This is a genomic window from Arenibacter sp. 6A1 (assembly GCF_012272855.1).
Lineage (GTDB): Bacteria > Bacteroidota > Bacteroidia > Flavobacteriales > Flavobacteriaceae > Arenibacter.
The window spans coordinates 25,903-40,017 of the sequence record NZ_JAAXCQ010000008.1 but is presented as its reverse complement, the minus strand read 5'-3'; the positions used below and the strand labels follow the sequence as shown (position 1 = coordinate 40,017).

Annotated in this window: 12 protein-coding genes; 7 read left to right on the top strand and 5 right to left on the bottom strand. The window is 42.1% G+C overall.

Going from position 1 to position 14,115, the window contains the following annotated elements; genetic code table 11:
• Positions 1-26: 26 nt before the first annotated feature.
• The gene (locus tag HCG49_RS08885) at positions 27-1,364 is read right to left on the bottom strand and encodes a TolC family protein (protein ID WP_168469180.1); all 1,338 of its coding nucleotides are present in this window, start codon (positions 1,362-1,364) and stop codon (positions 27-29) included.
• 43 nt (positions 1,365-1,407) lie between these two features.
• On the bottom strand, positions 1,408-2,013 hold the full coding sequence (locus HCG49_RS08880; protein WP_168469179.1) for a TetR/AcrR family transcriptional regulator: 606 nt from the start codon (positions 2,011-2,013) through the stop codon (positions 1,408-1,410).
• Between the two features lie 161 nt (positions 2,014-2,174).
• Here HCG49_RS08880 and HCG49_RS08875 point away from each other — a divergent pair, with 161 nt between their 5' ends.
• On the top strand, positions 2,175-3,149 hold the full coding sequence (locus HCG49_RS08875; RefSeq protein ID WP_168469178.1) for a polyprenyl synthetase family protein: 975 nt from the start codon (positions 2,175-2,177) through the stop codon (positions 3,147-3,149).
• 7 nt (positions 3,150-3,156) lie between these two features.
• On the opposite strand, the gene HCG49_RS08870 is transcribed toward HCG49_RS08875, so the two are convergent.
• From HCG49_RS08870 to HCG49_RS08860, 3 genes are all read right to left on the bottom strand, one after another.
• Positions 3,157-4,299 (bottom strand): lycopene cyclase family protein, encoded by a 1,143-nt coding sequence (locus HCG49_RS08870; RefSeq protein ID WP_168469177.1) that lies wholly within the window; start codon positions 4,297-4,299, stop codon positions 3,157-3,159.
• A gap of 140 nt (positions 4,300-4,439) precedes the next feature.
• Positions 4,440-4,925 carry a thioredoxin family protein gene (locus tag HCG49_RS08865; protein WP_168469176.1) on the bottom strand — a complete coding sequence of 162 codons (486 nt, stop codon included), beginning with the start codon at positions 4,923-4,925 and terminating at the stop codon, positions 4,440-4,442.
• A 2-nt stretch (positions 4,926-4,927) separates the two neighbouring features.
• Positions 4,928-7,228, bottom strand: a complete 2,301-nt coding sequence (locus tag HCG49_RS08860) for a TonB-dependent receptor domain-containing protein (RefSeq protein WP_168469175.1) — start codon at positions 7,226-7,228, stop codon at positions 4,928-4,930.
• Between the two features lie 79 nt (positions 7,229-7,307).
• On the opposite strand from HCG49_RS08860, the gene HCG49_RS08855 reads away from it, so the two are divergent.
• The 6 genes from HCG49_RS08855 (at position 7,308) to HCG49_RS08830 (ending at position 14,112) form a co-directional block, all read left to right on the top strand.
• The gene (locus HCG49_RS08855) at positions 7,308-7,967 is read left to right on the top strand and encodes a metal-dependent transcriptional regulator (RefSeq protein WP_168469174.1); all 660 of its coding nucleotides are present in this window, start codon (positions 7,308-7,310) and stop codon (positions 7,965-7,967) included.
• A 53-nt stretch (positions 7,968-8,020) separates the two neighbouring features.
• A complete protein-coding gene (locus HCG49_RS08850) occupies positions 8,021-8,947 on the top strand; it encodes a metal ABC transporter solute-binding protein, Zn/Mn family (protein ID WP_168469360.1) in 927 nt (308 codons plus the stop codon).
• A 21-nt stretch (positions 8,948-8,968) separates the two neighbouring features.
• Complete coding sequence (locus tag HCG49_RS08845; protein WP_168469173.1) at positions 8,969-9,706, top strand: metal ABC transporter ATP-binding protein; 738 nt, start codon at positions 8,969-8,971, stop codon at positions 9,704-9,706.
• Between the two features lie 6 nt (positions 9,707-9,712).
• A complete protein-coding gene (locus tag HCG49_RS08840) occupies positions 9,713-10,843 on the top strand; it encodes a metal ABC transporter permease (protein ID WP_168469172.1) in 1,131 nt (376 codons plus the stop codon).
• A complete protein-coding gene (locus HCG49_RS08835; RefSeq protein ID WP_168469171.1) occupies positions 10,836-11,996 on the top strand; it encodes a metal ABC transporter permease in 1,161 nt (386 codons plus the stop codon). Before HCG49_RS08840 ends, HCG49_RS08835 begins: the two co-directional genes overlap by 8 nt.
• A 79-nt stretch (positions 11,997-12,075) precedes the next feature.
• On the top strand, positions 12,076-14,112 hold the full coding sequence (locus HCG49_RS08830) for a prolyl oligopeptidase family serine peptidase (protein WP_168469170.1): 2,037 nt from the start codon (positions 12,076-12,078) through the stop codon (positions 14,110-14,112).
• Positions 14,113-14,115: the final 3 nt, after the last annotated feature.

Here is a 14,115-nt window from a genome sequence, read left to right as displayed (position 1 = left end):
TGTTAGTTTTTGATTGTGTTTCAATCTTATTTTTTATTCAATACGGTTTCCAAGGCTGTTTTCTGATTGATGACATTTACCATGGATTGTAAATATTCTTGTTGGGCCGTATAGAGTTGGGTTTGGGCCTGTCGTAGTTCAAAACTAGAGGCAAGTCCTTCTGTAAATTTTATCTGATTTTTATGTTCGATGCGTTCTGCCAAACCTAAGTTCTCCTTGGCGGTTTGGTATTCTTCAATAGCGAACAAATAGTTGCTTTTGGCACTTTGGTGTTCTAGCCTTAAGTTTTGTGCTGTTTCTTTCAGCTGTGTTTTTGCCTTATCCAAAGCAATTTTGGCACGTTGTGTTTTGGCCGATCTTCCTAGAGAACTAAATATAGGAATCGTTAAATCTACCCCAAATACGGAGGCATCGAACCATTCGGCATCATTGCTGAAAAAGTTGAAGCTATCGCTATAGGAGGTGCTGCCATAATTGATAAAAGCGTTAAGTTTTGGCAAGGCCATGCTTTTTTGCAGTTTTAGCTCTAAAGCCCTTTGTTCGTTTAGATTAGTGATTATTTTAAAATCGACATTGTTATCGATCACAAAATCGGAATCCAATAAATCTAAACGGATCTGGTTCTGTGCCAAATCGTTGAGGTTATCTTTCAGTTGTGTTGGCGCTTCAATATCGATCCCCATGATTAAATTTAACATCTGCTGGGTAATGCCCTCTAGACGGATGGAGTTTTTAAGTTGATTGTCTACCGAAGAGAGGGTGATTTGCAACTGCTCAGCACTTTCTTCATCTCCCAAACCGTTCTCGAATAGTTTTTGTGACTCCAAGAGGTTCTTTTCCAAGTTGACCTTGTTTTTTTCTAATATGCTAATGCTCTCTTGTGCCAATAACACATTGCCATAGGCTTCTACTACTGCCTTACGGACCTCAAGGTCTGTTTTTTCCTTATTGTTTTTGCTGTAATTAATAAAGGTCCTTGCAGCCTGTATCCCAACGATATAAGAGCCGTCAAAAATTTGTTGCTTTAGGGTAACTTTGGCATTGGCCGTTTGTGGTTGTCCAAAGACGACCGGAATAAAAGTTCCTGGCGTTCCCCCGCCAAACTCGGCAGGAATCAAGGAAACTTGTTGTTTCAGCTGGTTTTGATAGCCGATATCTCCGTTTATCTGAGGGAGCCCTGTGGCTATAGTTTCCCATTTTTGCTTTTTGGCATCCAATAAATCCCTATCTGCATTAATGGTCTGATAATTGTTTTCCAAGGCAAAACTTATAGCTTCCTCTAAGGTGAAACTATGGGGTTGTTCCTGAGAATTACCAAGAAGGACGGTGAAAAGCGCCACAAAGGCAAATATGCTATTCCTCATGTGTTTTAATTGTTGATTGTCTAAATGAAGCATGTAGTGTTTATTAATCGATGTTAGCGTCTATTAAATTATTTAAAATTTTACGGCCTTCCTTATTGATGATACCGCGAAGATGGTATTCCAAAAAATTGTCCATTAAATCGGTTATAAGAAAAAGGTCGGTGGGGAAAATGGAGTGATCCTTAATGCTGGTAATCCCGGAAAAATATATCCTAGAAGCAAAATTTACGTCTAAATTTTTTCGATAGATCCCCTCTGCAATTCCTCTTTCCATATTTTCGACGACACAATCCTGTACGTGTTCAAATTGCTTTTGCCGAATAGTGTCATAAATTTTTGGGTAGTATTTCTGTAGCTGGTACTGGGGCGAAGACTGTTCGTTTTTCAGGTGGATCATCACAAACTTTTTAATCTCGTACAGTTCAGAAATAGGATCCTTGTTCAAAGCACATATAGTGTCTATCCCTTGGGTTATGGCGCCGTATACCTGCATAGTACAGGCCTCTATCAGTTTGGTTTTATTATTAAAGTGGGTATAAATGGTTTTTTTGGAAATTCCCAATTCCTGGGCCAAATCGTCCATGGTAACACTTTTAAACCCTAGGTTCAAAAACATCTCTGTGGCCTTATCTAAAATTATTTCTTTCATAACAGGCTGCAAAGATACGAAGGAAACTAAAAAAACAATAAAAGTTTCCAGAGTATTTTAGTTTTGGTGAAAGGAATGATAATTGGGGAGCAAGGGAAAGGATTTTACTTTAGAATTGGAAGTGATTTGATTTAGTGTATTTTTGAAAAAAAATTGGCTTTATGCACAGCATCGAACAGTACCGCGAAGATTTTCTTTCCTATATGGAAACTAAGATAGCGACCAAGGAACCAAAAAACTTATACGAACCCATCACCTATATTCTTGGATTGGGCGGGAAACGTTTGCGTCCTGTGCTAACCCTTATGTCGGCCGAAATTTTTGGCGCCGATTACAAAAAAGCCTTTGATGCTGCCTTGGCCATTGAAGTTTTTCATAATTTTTCGTTGGTACATGACGATATCATGGATGAGGCTCCTTTGCGAAGGGGAAAGGAAACTGTACATAAGAAGTGGGATGTGAATACCGGAATATTGTCTGGTGATGCCATGCTTATTTATAGTTACCAACTTTTTGAGAGTTATCCGCCACAAGCCTTCAAAGAATTGATGCATTTGTTTAGCCAAACTGCTATGCAGGTATGTGAAGGACAACAATACGATGTAGATTTTGAGGAAAGAGACGATGTAAGTATCCCCGAATACCTTAGGATGATTGCCTATAAAACAGCCGTATTGGTGGCTGCGGCCATGAAAATGGGGGCTATTATTGCCGAAACTAGGGAAGATAGTCAGGACCTTATTTACGATTTTGGGAAAAACCTTGGAATCGCCTTTCAATTACAAGACGACTATTTAGATGCCTTTGGTGATCCAAAGACCTTTGGGAAACAGGTAGGAGGTGATATTATTGAAAATAAAAAGACCTTCTTGTATTTAAAAGCCTTGGAAATGGGGAGTCCTGAACAAAAAAGGGAACTAGAGCACCTATTTTCTATAAAGCCACAAGATGCGGCCCATAAAATAGCCACGGTGAAGGAATTGTTTGTAGACACCAATGCCGTTACCCGTACCCTTCAGGAAATAGAGGACTATACCGAAAAAGCGTTTAAAACTTTAGAATTACTGAACGTGAGCGAGGATAAAAAACAACTGCTAAGGGCCTTTGGAACCTCCCTTATGCAACGAGAGGTGTAAAAAGAGGTTACAGCAACCTGCGCAACAGCGCTTTAATAAATAGTAATTTAGGGCAGGCAGCAATAATTTGTAGGTCTTCCCATAGGGTTGTTTCCTCATCCAGGAATTTAAAGATTTTTTTGGGAGTTTGGTTTTTAAAAAGCTGCTCAAAAATTAAACGGCCCTGACTATTGTCATGGTCCAAAATATCTAATAACAGCAAGTCGTAGAACCAGAAGCGATCTTTTTTAAGGAAGGTATGTAAGGGCTTTTCCGTTTTTAGAAACTGCACCAATTGCTTCGATTTTTTAAAGGAAGGCATAAAAGTATAACCAGAACTGGCTTTTGCCCAGCCTCCGGCAATTCCTATATGCAATACATTTTGGCTGTTAAAAGTATTATAGTCAAAACAGCTCATTGGAATATTCCCTTTTTCAACGGCTGTTATTTCATAGTCATCGCACCCCAGGTTTTCTTTAAGATAGGTTGTTAGGGCATCTTCATATTCGCTTTGCGACAACACTTTTTTAGAGAAAAGGGTGTATTCTATGAGGGCTTCCGTTTCCGAGCTTGGTAATACGTACATAAACCTGGTATTCCCATTTTGTGGAATGGAAAAATCCATAAAGGTAGCTCGGTCTGGATGAAAGGTGGGTTTTACGGTTTTTACAAACCATCCTAAAAAGTGTTGTTGTAGAACAGGGTATTGGTCTTGCTGCAATAACTTGTGATAATCAAATGCACTGTTAAATACCTTTTTGGCCGTAAAAGTCTCTTTATCGGTAGCGACCTCCACTTCGGTGGTTTTATCTTTTATGCCTGTAACCGTTCTGTTGGCAAAGGAAATATTGGGATACTTTTTTAAACGCTCCAAATAGGAAATATAAAAGTCCCTGCCTCGGACCATTTTATATGTGTAAGGCGCTGTGGCCATGTTTTCAGAATAGGCCTTGCCGGCAAAAAAGAGCTGGTTCCAGCTTTTGTGAAGGATAGGGGTAAAGCTACCTTCACCCGGTTCCCAAAAACACCAAGTGCGATCATTGTGCTGTTTACTGTCTTTTTCTAGGATTAAAATAGTGGTATTGGAAAAAAAAGGGTCTTTTCCCAGGGCATCGGCAAGCATTAATCCGGCTGCGCCAGCGCCAACAATAATATAATCGTATGTGGTCATGAAAATATAATCTGTATAATGTACTCTTGCAATCTCAGGAGATATGTTTGTCCTAAACCGCTGTGATCCCTTCAAAAATACAAATTATAATCTTGGTGCTCCCCAATAGTTCCATAAGATTGTCTGGAAGTGGGACTGTACTATTTTTGTAAAATAGCAAGTAGTTGTTGGGGGTCTAAATATTGAAAATACCGGGCCGTCGCCTTAAAATTCTCATCGAGGAATACTAGGGCAGGCAGGGTAAAAGGAGCATCTTTCCTACTGGCCATTAATAACGGGATTTCGTGTATTGGATTGCGTTTTTTCCATCTTTTATTGACAAAAATTTGTTGACCAAAATAAATGGTGTCCCTTGTTTCTACATTCATTTGTACGGCATAGAAATCGGAGTTTATAATTCGAATTACTTCTGGGTCCTTAAAGGCTACTTCTTGCATTTTTAGGCAAGGGCCGCACCAGTCTGCATAAAAATCGATGAATACTTTTTTGGGTGCCACCCTAAGGGAATCTTCCAATTGTGCAAAGCTTAGCCAATTTATCTGTCCTTGCGTTTGAGCAAGACCAGCCGTACTGAAGAACAGTAGGCTGGTCATAATAAATAATAGACATGTTGCTTTTTTGTACATGTTTAAAAAGATTTTATGCGAATTCCGGCAAATATGGTTCTTGGTAATCCTGGTCCATATATATAATTGCTATCCCTGTTTTTGTTCAGATCAAAATCTTGCTGATAAGCATTGGTAAGGTTCTTTACCCCAGTAAATAATTCCACCGCAGTACTTGTATTGGGAAATTCGAAAGTGTAGCCCGCTCTGAGGCTTAATTCTGTAAAGGAGGGCGAGCTAACATACTCATCTACCAATTGGCCAGTGCCTTCTCCTCCAAAATGAGCGATATCCATAGTGCCAGTATATACCAAATTGGTACTTATGTTAATCTTTTTGGTAGGCGTATAGGTGAGGGTCGCATACCCGTAGGTATCTGGCGTCCTTAAAAACTCCCTTTTTGGGGCCAAGCCGTCTATATTAAGAACAGCATCTTTAAAAAGGCTCGACTGTACGGTTACTCCGGCATCTATTTGTAGCACATAGTCAAAATTGGCCCTTGTTTCCAAGGTAATACCCTTCACAGTAGCGCCGCTACCGTTTCTTTTTTCAAATTGCTCGCCAAACTGGTCTTCACCCAAAGGAAATAAATAAAAAGCATCCTTTAGATTGGTATAGAATCCTTCCAAGGTAAAACCTGCAATAAAATGTTCCGTAGCCTTATCGTAATTAATAGAAGCCGTAAAGCTGTTAGAGCGTTCTTCCCATAGGTCATCGGCCAGGGAAATCCTAGATATCCCGCCACCGGAAAAAGCAATGTGCAAATCGGTATCAAAAGCCTGTGGGGCGCGGAATCCGGTTCCCCATCCTAGTCTAAACTGGGTTTCCTTGTTCCATTTGTAGAGCAGGGAAAGTCTTGGGCTAACAATAGCCTTCTCTAGCAAATTATGTTTGTCTACCCTAAACCCACTAAGAAAGTTTAAGTCTGGTGTTATATCCCAATCATTTTGAAAAAAGCCACCGAAGTTTTTTGTGGTCTGGTCTATGTTATAGTTATAAGCCTCTATAATATCCAACACATCGTCATATACATATTCGGCACCCACCGTAAGGACGGTTTTTCCGCCTAAAAACGTGTTTACCTTATGATTGTACTGTATGCCTCCCTGATGGGTGGTAACCGCAGAGGTACCATACGGAGGAGAGACGAAAAAGTCTTGGCGTTCCTCTTCATCATCCGGAATAATCCCGGTATAATGATCGCGATCGGTATGTTGTCCGCCGTAATAAAAGATCAAGGAGCTTTTTTCTTCGTTAAAATTTATCTGATAATCCAAGCTTCCCATAAGTACATTATGGGTTCTTTCTTCGGATTGTTGGGCCATATGGGCTGGCTTGTCTACTATTTCACCACCATAGCGGTATTCGTTAATACTGCTGATACTGGCTTCTAATTTTTGATTTTCTGCCGGAAGGTAAAAAAGGTTGGTACCAAAGGAGTTGGTTTTTAATTGGGGCAATTCCGAAAAATTGTCGCCATTGGCATCGTAGGTACCTCGGTCTCGTTTGTTGACAAAGAAGGTAGCTCCTGCATTTCGTTTTTCGTTAACCACCGTGGCATTTCCATCTATAATATGATCGTTGGTAGCCCCGTCTATGCTCTGGTAGGTATAGGTAAGGTTGTAATTATTGTTTTTTGGGATTTTTGTGATAACGTTTACCGTACCCCCAATGGCACTAGAGCCATAGAGTGCCGATACCCCGCCACGGACCACTTCTATACGGTCTATCATATTAGAAGGTATCTGTTCCATACCGTAGAGTCCGGTAAGTGGACTGAAGATAGGGCGGCCGTTGATTAAGATTTGGGAATAACCACCCTGCAGGCCGTTCATTCGCAATTGGGTGTAATTACAGGTCTGGCAATCGGTCTCTACACGTAATCCCGGCTGAAAACGAAGGCCCTCCGAAAGGTTGGTCGCCACCACATTGTCTAGGGTTTGACTGTTGATGAGGTTTACGATTACTGGGGAATCTGTCCGTCTTTTATCCGTTCTGGTACCGGTAACGACGACCTGTTCCAAGCCCATGACGTCTTCTTTTAAATTAAAGTCAACCTTTAATTTGGCAGTCTGCAGTTGAATTTTCTTTTCTCCCGTAGTGTATCCAATACTTTTACAGAAAAGGGTGTAGGAACCCTTTGGAGCTTTTAAGGTATAATACCCGTCCTCGTCCGTGGTAGTCCCTAAAGTGGTTCCTTCTAACTGTATGCTTGCCCATGCCAAGGGCTCTCCGTCGGCTTTTACCCGTCCTTCAATAGTGCTTGTTTGTGCCAATAAGGTGACAGGCAATAGAATTAGGATTAAAAAACTTATCTTCTTCATTAGTGTAAATAATAATTTAGGCAAAGCTAAAAATTTGTTTTTAGATTTAAAAATGTATTTTTGTGTAAACAATAATTTAATGACACGGTCAGAGGAAAATTATATTAAGACAATATTCCATTTAGGGAGGCAAGGAATGGAAGCTGTGTCTACCAATGCGATAGCCGAACTAATGGAGACCAAACCTTCTTCGGTAACGGATATGATTAAGAAGTTGTCGGAAAAAGACTTGGTAAACTACAAGAGGTACCAAGGGGTATCCTTAACAGATTTGGGAACGCAAACCGCCTTGGGGATTGTTAGAAAACACAGGCTTTGGGAGGTGTTTTTAGTGGAGAAATTAGATTTTTCCTGGGATGAAATTCACGATATAGCCGAGCAATTAGAGCATATAAAGAGCGATAAGCTAATAGATAGGCTAGATAAGTTGTTAGATTATCCCAAGTTTGATCCGCACGGCGACCCCATTCCGGACAAGAACGGCGATTTTAAGGAACGCGATAGGAAGTTGTTGAGTGAAGTGGAAATAGGCACCAAAGGGGTCTGTGTTGGCGTAAAGGATTCTTCGGCAAGTTTTTTAAAATTCTTGGACCGAAATCATATTGCTTTGGGGCATCAAATAGAAGTATTGGAAATAGAAGAGTTTGATGGGTCTTTAAACATTAGCATCAACCAAAACAACATGCAGATATCGCATCAGATTGCATCGAACCTCTATATTAAAATTAACGAACAATAATGGGGAAGCACATACAGCATAAAGAAATGACGAATCGACAAGGGCTATTAGCTATGGGAAAGGGAAAAGTAATTATAGGAGTACTACTCTTGTTTGGAATGATGATGGGGTGTAAGGACAGTCCAAAAAAAGATTCGAACGGAAAACTTAAGGTGGTTACCACCACCTCCATGCTCACCGATCTGTTGCAGCAAATAGGTGGCGATGCCATAGAAATTCAAGGTCTTATGGGCAGTGGGGTCGATCCTCACTTGTACAAGGCAAGCGAAGGCGACGTCAATAAGTTGTTTACGGCCGATATGGTTTTTTATAGCGGACTCCATTTAGAGGGGAAATTGGTAGAGATTTTCGAAAAAATGGAAAAACAGCACAAGAAAACGGTGGCGGTAACTGATGTGTTGGATAAAAAGGGTTTGTTGGCCTCGGAATATTTCGCCTCTAACTACGATCCGCATATTTGGTTTAATATCGATTTCTGGAAAGAAATAACCCAATATACGGCTCAGAAATTGCAGGAAGCCGATCCTAAAAATGCAGCCTTGTTTGCTGAAAACAGTGCTCGTTACCTAGAAGAGCTCGAGGTACTGGAAAAGGAAATTAAGGATATCATTGGCACGCTGCCAGCAGAAAAGCGCATTTTGGTGACCGCCCATGACGCCTTCAATTATTTTGGGGAGGCCTATGGCTTTCAGGTATTGGGGCTTCAAGGGATCTCTACGGCTACAGAGGCAGGGGTACAAGATGTACAGCAACTGTCCGAGTTTATTATTGAAAATAAGGTGAAATCTATATTTATAGAGACCTCGGTACCAAGAAGGACCATCGAAGCCTTGCAGGCATCGGTAGCTTCTAAAGGGCACCAAGTAACTATTGGGGGCAGTTTGTATTCCGATGCTTTGGGGACAAGGGGAACTATAGAAGGTACGTATATAGGGATGTTTAAGTACAACGTCAATACCATCGTTAGCGCCTTAAAATAATAGTGTAATACAGCATTTAAAATGAAGGAAAAAATAGCTATAAAAGTAGACGACCTTACTGTAGCCTACAACTTTAAGCCTGTATTATGGGATATTGACCTTTCTGTTCCAGAAGGAGTGCTTATGGCTATTGTTGGGCCTAATGGGGCCGGAAAATCTACGCTGATAAAGGCAATGCTCGATATTATTAAGCCTATTGCCGGTTCCGTGGAAATTTTTGGAAAGCCTTATAAAAAACAATACAAAGAGGTGGCCTATGTTCCTCAAAAAGGAAGTGTCGACTGGGATTTTCCTACCACCGCACTAGATGTAGTGATGATGGGAACCTACGGCAGTTTGGGGTGGATTAAAAGACCGGGGCGGAAACAGAAGAAAGAGGCCTTGGAGGCCTTGGAAAAAGTAGGGATGCTCGAATTTAGGAGCCGTCAGATCAGTCAGCTCAGCGGGGGACAACAACAACGGATATTTTTAGCAAGGGCCTTAGTGCAACAAGCGAGTATCTATATTATGGACGAACCCTTCCAAGGGGTCGATGCCACCACCGAAAAAGCGATCATCAATATTCTGAAGGAATTGCGTAAAGAAGGGAAAACGGTCGTGGTGGTGCACCACGATCTGCAAACCGTCCCTGAATATTTTGATTGGGTGACTTTCTTGAATGTCAAAAAAATAGCCACGGGCTCTGTAAAGGATATCTTTAACGACGACAACCTTACCAAGACCTATGGTATTAACTATAAGGTGAGCGTTTTACAATAATAGCGTATGTCTGTACAAGAATATTTTTCCTTAGTATTTACCGACTATACCCTGCGTACCATTACCCTGGGGACTGCTATTCTCGGGATTGTTTGCGGTATGTTGGGGAGTTTTGCCGTGCTTAGAAAACAAAGTCTGCTAGGAGATGCTATTTCCCATGCCGCCTTACCGGGGATTGTCATTGCCTTTCTAATTACCGGGGCAAAAAATAGCAACACCTTATTGGTAGGGGCCTTGATAAGCGGACTGATAGGGACTTTTTGGATCAAGGGAATCATAACAAAAACCCATTTAAAATCCGATACTGCCTTAGGGCTTATCCTTTCCTTGTTTTTTGGGTTTGGAATGTTGTTGCTCACTTTTGTTCAAAAAATGCCCAATGCCCAACAGGCCGGATTGGACAAATATCTTTTTGGGCAGGCCGCAACCTTGGTAGAAAGCGACGTATGGTTAATGGGCGGGGTAATGCTTATTGCCCTCGTAGTATTGGTGGTCTTTTGGAAAGAATTTAAACTGCAGCATTTTGATGCCGATTACACAAAATCCCTAGGGTTCAATACCCGTTTTTTAGATGTGGTCATGACCGCATTAATCGTTTTGTCCATCGTCATAGGATTACAAACAGTAGGGGTAGTGCTTATGAGTGCCATGTTATTGGCGCCGGCGGCCGCTGCACGGCAATGGACCAATAATTTAGCCGTCATGATTTTCTTGGCAGCGGTATTTGGGGCCTTGTCCGGGATCTTCGGAACTGCGATAAGTGCCACTTCCAACAACCTGTCTACAGGTCCGGTGATTGTGTTGATCGCTGCTTTTTTTGTGGTGGTCTCCTTTATTTTTTCCCCAGGTAGAGGCCTGTTGTTTAAACAAATCAGGCAATGGAAAAATCGAAATGACCTTCAACTGCATAAAACATTGCATTTTATGTACGAGATCGCCAAAACCCATCAGGATATTTCCCATCCCCATGCGGTTAAGATCTTAAATAATTTTCAAGGCTATACCAAGAACTCCCTTAAAAGCCTTGCCGATAGGGAGTACATTACGGTCGATGGGCCTATGTGGTCCTTAACACCAAAAGGGTATGAAAAGGCCATCAATTTATATAACCAACAAGACAATTTGTTAAATGACTAGCGCCCAAATAGAAATACAACTTATAGCCTGTATCGTCGCTATTGCCTGTGCTATTCCCGGGGCCTTTTTGGTACTCCGTAAAATGGCCATGATCAGTGATGCCATTAGTCATTCTATCCTTCCCGGAATCGTAATCGGTTTTTTTCTGACCGAGGATTTAAACTCCCCTTGGTTGATATTATTGGCAGCCCTTAGTGGTATCATCACCGTGGTGATGGTAGAATACATTCAGAAAACGGGATTGGTGAAGGAAGATACCGCCATTGGGCTAGTTTTTCCGGCTCTCTTTAGTATTGGGGTGATCCTAATCGCTAAGAATGCCGGGGATGTACATTTAGATGTCGACGCCGTTTTGTTGGGGGAGTTGGCCTTTGCTCCTTTTGACCGGTTGTTGATTGGCGGAACCGATGTAGGGCCTAAATCGCTTTGGGTCATCGGGACCATTTTGCTCATTACCTTAGGGCTATTGATTTCCTTTTTCAAGGAGCTTAAGATCAGTACTTTTGACAAGCAATTGGCGGCTACCCTTGGGTTTTCGCCGGTTTTAATGCATTATGGTCTTATGAGCATCGCCTCTGTGACCACGGTAGGGGCCTTTGATGCCGTAGGGGCCATACTGGTGGTAGCCTTAATGATTGCACCCCCTGCCATGGCGTATTTGCTGATAAAGGACCTTAAAAAAATGCTGGTATTGGCCTGTATTTTTGGGGTCATCGCGGCACTTGCGGGGTATTGGATGGCACATTGGTTAGATGCCTCTATCGCAGGGTCTATAACCACGGTATTGGGAATGCTGTTTTTAATAATCTACCTCTTCGCTCCCAATAGCGGGTTGATCTCTGTATTGCATCGTCAAAAACGACAAAAAATAGAAGTGCATTTACTGACGTTTTTGCTTCACTTGCAAAATCATCAGGAAAAATCGGAACGACACATCAATCACCTAAACGAGCATATCAACTGGCATAAGGTTCGGGCCACATCCGTAGTAGACCTGGCCTTGAAGAATAATATGATTACCATTGACGACCATATCATTTCCCTGACCGAGAAAGGAAGAATCTTTACTACCGAGGCTATTAATTATATTATTACCAACAAAAGTGCCGCCATTGAAGACATGAAAGAGCGATTCTTTTTGTTTAGGGGATAATAGTTTTTTTTTAGAAGGAATTAGCCATTATTTTTGGGTTGATCTTTTAGGATCTTCATCACCTTATAAATTTATTGGCATGTCATGTAGATTTTTGTTATTTCTTTTAATTCCCTTGTTAAGCCTTGCCCAGACGCAGGAAAAGGTATTTTCTTATTTAGATGTATTTGATTTAGAATACGTATCGGACCCTCAGATATCTCCCCAAGGCGATTGGATCGTATATCGCAGGATGGGATTTGATATTATGGAGGATAAGGCAGTGGGTAATTTATGGATGATAAAACCCGACGGCTCCCAACATCAAAAGATTACCGCTCGCGAGGTGAGCGAATCCCAGGCGGTTTGGTCCCCTAAGGGCGACCGGTTGGCGTTTATCAGTGCTACCAAGGAAGGGGCCGAAATATATATTTATTGGGTAACTTCTGGCAAGCTGGCCAAGATTTCCCAGCTCCCTTTTAGTCCGGCTTCCCTAACATGGTCGCCTCAAGGCACTGCCTTGGCCTTTACCATGAATGTAGAAAAGGAGGCTCCTGTAGCGGCAAAAATGCCCAAAAAACCAAAGGGGGCAAAATGGGCAGCGGCACCGAGAATTACCGATAGAGTGTATCACGAAGGCGATGGACGAGGATATATAAACCCTGGTTTCGACCATGTTTTTGTGATTCCCGCCGACGGGGGTGCAGTACGTCAACTTACCAGTGGCGATTATCACCATAGGGGATCCTTGTCTTGGTCCGTAGACGGACAGGAGATCTTTTTTACGGCCAATAGACATGAAGATTGGGAGTACGATTTTAGAAATAGCGAACTCTATTCCGTGAATGTATTTAGCCAGACCATAAAACAGCTGACCGATAGGCCGGGACCCGACAAAAATCCTTCGGTATCGCCTAACGGAAAGTATATTGCATATTTGGGCTATGAAGATAAGGTACAAGCCTATCAACTGACCCGCTTACAGCTGATGGATGTTGATGGAAACAACAAAAGAGTGCTTTCCGAAGCACTGGATAGGGATATCAGCAATATTATTTGGGCCGCCGATAGCAAAGGGCTCTACTTTTCGTATGACGAATATGGAAACAGTAAAATAGGCTATATTTCCTTGACAGGGAAGGTACAGAAACTTGCCGATAATATGGGGGGGACCACCTTAGGGCGCCCCTATGCCAGCGGCTCTTTTAGCGTGTCCGATAAGGGAAGCATTGCCTTTACCCAAACAAGGCCACAATATCCCTCAGAATTGGCCGTTATAGCTCCAAAGGACAAACGGCCTACAAAGATCACCGATCTTAACGGGGCCCTACTAGGATTTAGAACCTTGGGAGAGGTCAAAGAAGTATGGTACACCTCCTCGGTAGATCAGCGAAAATTACAAGGCTGGGTCGTGTATCCACCGAATTATGACCCTACCAAAAAGTATCCTTTTATGGTAGAGAACCACGGGGGACCTATTTTGAATTATGGGGACCGATTTTCGGCAGAGATGCAGCTTTTCGCCGCCGCTGGGTATGTTGTTTTTTATCCAAACCCTAGAGGAAGTACTAGTTATGGAGAGGAATTTGGGAATCTTTTGTACCATAATTACCCAGGAGAAGATTATAACGATGTGATGGATGGGGTAGACCATTGTATAGCCATGGGGATCGCCCACGAAGAGCAGTTGTTCGTTACCGGCGGTAGTGCAGGGGGTATTATGTCTACATGGATGATAGGAAAAAATAACAGGTTTGAGGCCGCAGCGGTGATAAAGCCCGTGATCAACTGGATTAGCAAAACCTTGGTGGCCGATAATTATTTTGGCTATGCCCATTCTAGATTACCGGGGCAACCTTGGGAAAACTTTGAGGACTATTGGAAATTTTCGCCACTGTCCTTGGTAGGGAATATAGAGACCCCTACCATGGTGATGGTCGGAATGGACGACTTAAGGACTCCTCCTAGTGAAGCCAAGCAATTGTACCATGCTTTAAAGCTGCGAAAAATAGAAACCATACTGATCGAAATTCCAGAAGCAAGCCACGGAATCGCCAGTAGACCAAGTAATCTGATTACCAAAGTGGCGAACATTTTAGCCTGGTTCGAAAAATATAAGACGCCTACCCAAGAGTAGTGT